General features: G+C 34.0%; 3 protein-coding genes and 1 pseudogene. 3 read left to right on the top strand and 1 reads right to left on the bottom strand.

The annotated features are described in order from the left end of the window. The coding region (locus ABY905_RS15320; RefSeq protein WP_372645441.1) for a 5'-nucleotidase, lipoprotein e(P4) family at nt 1–704 on the bottom strand (704 nt) is incomplete at its 3' end. A 256-nt stretch (nt 705–960) separates the two neighbouring features. On the opposite strand from ABY905_RS15320, the gene ABY905_RS15315 reads away from it, so the two are divergent. From ABY905_RS15315 to ABY905_RS15305, 3 genes and pseudogenes are all read left to right on the top strand, one after another. Beyond that, nucleotides 961–1,446, top strand: a complete 486-nt coding sequence (locus ABY905_RS15315; RefSeq protein WP_372645439.1) for an RNA polymerase sigma factor — start codon at nt 961–963, stop codon at nt 1,444–1,446. Between the two features lie 41 nt (nt 1,447–1,487). After that, a complete protein-coding gene (locus ABY905_RS15310; protein ID WP_372645436.1) occupies nt 1,488–2,573 on the top strand; it encodes an anti-sigma factor in 1,086 nt (361 codons plus the stop codon). Between the two features lie 188 nt (nt 2,574–2,761). Then, nucleotides 2,762–3,414 (top strand): annotated as a pseudogene (locus tag ABY905_RS15305) (hypothetical protein); the annotation flags it as partial.

Here is a 3,414-nt window from a genome sequence, read left to right as displayed (position 1 = left end):
GGGTTTGGCAGAATAATAAAACGCTTACCAAAATCAGCTTTATGAGCATCTACAGTTTCAAATCCAAAATTCTGTTTTCTATCTTCGAAAAGTTCATCGAAATCGCCAATATTATCGCCTGCCAATATTAGGATATCATGTGTTTCTGAAACCTTATTTCTGCGTACCGTTTTTACACTGGTATCTGTTTTTAATAGAATGTGAGCCTCATCAGCAAAAGGAAAACCTAAAGCCTTAAGGTTTTGAAGCGTTACTGCCGTTTCACTTACTGATCTATTCGAAATATAAAAAGTCTCCACACCTTTTGTCTCAGCAAACTTCAAAAACTCTAAAGCCCCTGGTGTTGCACATGCAGCTGCTTTGCCAGTCCATTCGTGCCAAAGATCTTCAGTATATTGCTTACCAGTTCGAACCGAATAGGCTTCGAATGGACTATTATCAAGAACCGTTTCGTCAATATCAACGACAACTGCTTTAGGTTTATCATTTTTAGATTCAGCCAAATTTGCAACTAACGAATGCTTAGCAAAATTAAATGCCTGATAGTATAAAGCTCTACATTCTGAGGCTCTCTGGTACCATAGCGTAGACATGGTCAGATAATCGTTCTGTGTTTTATCTACTTGAGTTGGTGAAGTATTTGAATTGCTACAAGCCCCTAGAGCTAATGTAAAAACAAGGAAGGCATAAATTTGCTTTTTCATCTGTGTCTAATTTTATAAAGTTATCACGTGAAAATCACCATGCAGACATCTAATTAGTAATTAAATGTTTACTCATGGCTCATTTCATATCAATTAAAATTTTATGTTTAAATTGGGATGAATTTACAAAATGGTATTGAATGCCGAAGATAAAAAACAAAAACTGATCAAAATTCAAGCCCACTAATTAATTTCAAAATTTTATTTTAGAGCTTGTAACTTTTTAAAAAGCTATTCGTTCTAGAGAAGAATACCTATGAAACTAGAAGAGTACAATATAAGCGTCGATGAACACTCTGATGGAGTTTTTCGTTTTATCCTTAAAAATATAAAGGATGAAGATAAAGCGCGCGACATTGTACAAGATAGTTTCGAAAAACTATGGCGTAATGTAGATAATATCAACTTTCTAAAAGTGAAATCGTATTTATACACGACTGCTTATAGAACAATGATTGATTTAATTAGGCGAGAAAAACGAAAAGAAGATTTTAATCAGGTCGATGTCAGTGCTTATTCACACTCGCAACAATATACCGACTTGAAAGAGATACTCGATCAGGCATTAGAAAGGTTATCGGATATTCAACGATCAGTCGTTTTGCTTCGCGATTATGAAGGTTACAACTATCAGGAAATTGCCGACATAACCGAGCTAAGTGAATCGCAGGTGAAAGTATATATCTATAGAGCCCGAAAAAAGATGAAAGAGTATATAGGACATATGGAAAGTGTCATATAAACAAGATTAATACTCAAATAATAGAAAAGAGAAAATAAGTTATGAAACTCATTACACGAAACAACTACGAAGAATTCTTCCTCGATTATATCGAAGGAGAAATCAATGCCCAGGATAAAAAGGCATTGGAGTCGTTTCTTGCTCAAAACCCTGATCTAAAAGGAGAATTGGATGAGATGATGGACATGGATGTAAAATGTGAATCCGAAACTATTTATGAAGAAACAGTTCATTTAAAAGACATCCCTTTTCAAACAAATTTCGATGATTTCTGTATTGCACAGCTCGAAGGTGATTTAGATTCGTACGAAAATGACGCTTTTGGCAAATTCATCGCCTCAAACCCAGATAAAGAAAAGGAACTTACTCTTTATAAGAAGACTAAATTACAAGCAGATAAAACAGTTGTTTTCACAAATAAGAAGGCCCTCAAAAAGAAAAACAAAACTATTATTTTCAGACAATTTATTTTTACGACACTCGCTACGGCTGCTTCAATTGCCATTCTATTTAGTGTTTGGACAAGTGAACTTGAAAATAATCCAACAGACTTAAAAAGTGGACAAGTTTCTCAAAATACAGGTATGCAAATTGCAACACCTGATTCTGTAAAAACACATATCCCAAAAGAAATTAGCACTGTAAAAAGTGTAGAAAATAATAAAAAAACAGAAAAAACTAAGAAAACTTCAGAGCCAGCAGTCAAAAGTAAGATTCAGAATAAACGGATTATAAAAATGGATGCTCTTCCTATCAGAGCTGAAGTATCTACCAAGGAATCTATTGATAAAATTGAAGTGAAACAACTTCTTGCTGAAAGTAGAACACTTGCTATCAAGAGTGTGGATTTGCCAGAAATAAATATTGATATCATTGAAAAAAAGGTTTCCACCGAGGTTCAAAATACGGGTCTTGCAATGCTTGGTCTCTCATGGAAATCGAGTAAAGGAGATGATGAAGTCAAAGACAAATCAACACTGCTTAAAATTGCCAGCTATGGCGTTAATCAAATAGGAAAACTCGCAGGGAAAAAGATCAATCTTGAGAAAAAATATGATCCTAAAACGGATAAAACAAGAGTTGCATTCAACACTTTAGGCATCGGTTTTTCAACTCCTGTGAAGTAATTTCCAGATAACTTTATTTTCCTTGTAACAAATCAAATACTTCTTCGTCTTATTATTGATTATAAACTTTATCCAAGTCTAAATTTTAATCTGATCAGATTACAATCAAATAATTAAGAAAATATTTATTGATAAAAAAGAGTCACTTTTAGATACTCTATTAAATGAACGACTGATATTTTAACGATATGAAACGATACCTACTATTAACATTAGCATTAATTCTCACCTTAGGGACTCAGGCACAAGTTGCAACTGACAGTTTGAAAACTGACAGCCTTAAAAAGAAGAAAATTATTATTGAAGATAACTGGTCGAACAAAAAAAAGAAGCCAGTGAAAAAGCCTGAATATCGAGCTCCTGAATTTAATAAGAAAAAGAAAAGTGCTTATTCAGACACAACTGAGGTAAAGGTCTTAAACAAGGATTTCCTTAAAGTTGTTGAAACTCCAAAAGGGACTAAGGTTTCGGTAAGAAACTTTGCCGATTTCGAAGACGACTCGGATACTACCAAAATTAGAATTGGTCGCAAGCAGATTAATATCATTGATGGATGGCATGGTACTCGAGTAAGAATTGAGAAGGTGCGTCGATGGGATGACGAAACAAAAACGTACAAGAAACCAACATTCAGAGGTCACTGGTCTGGCTTTGAAATGGGAATCAATGCTTTTGCTAATGAAGATTATTCTGTCTATGATGGCATAACACAACCTACAAGTCAAAATTTCATGGACTTGAATTTAGCGAAATCTATAGCTGTTAATTTAAATTTCTTGCAATACGATATCAGCTTGCAAAAAACTAAAACCAATATTGGCTTGGTTACAGGTATGGGGCT

The sequence above is a fragment of the Ancylomarina sp. genome, assembly GCF_041555295.1.
Lineage (GTDB): Bacteria > Bacteroidota > Bacteroidia > Bacteroidales > Marinifilaceae > Ancylomarina.
Note: the sequence above shows the minus strand (reverse complement) of the source record. Positions and strands in the feature narration are given on the sequence as shown.

Coding starts and splice junctions, on each gene's coding strand:
- ABY905_RS15310 (WP_372645436.1), top strand. CDS start 1,488: ATGAAACTCATTACACGAAACAACTACGAAGAATTCTTCCTCGATTAT.
- ABY905_RS15315 (WP_372645439.1), top strand. CDS start 961: ATGAAACTAGAAGAGTACAATATAAGCGTCGATGAACACTCTGATGGA.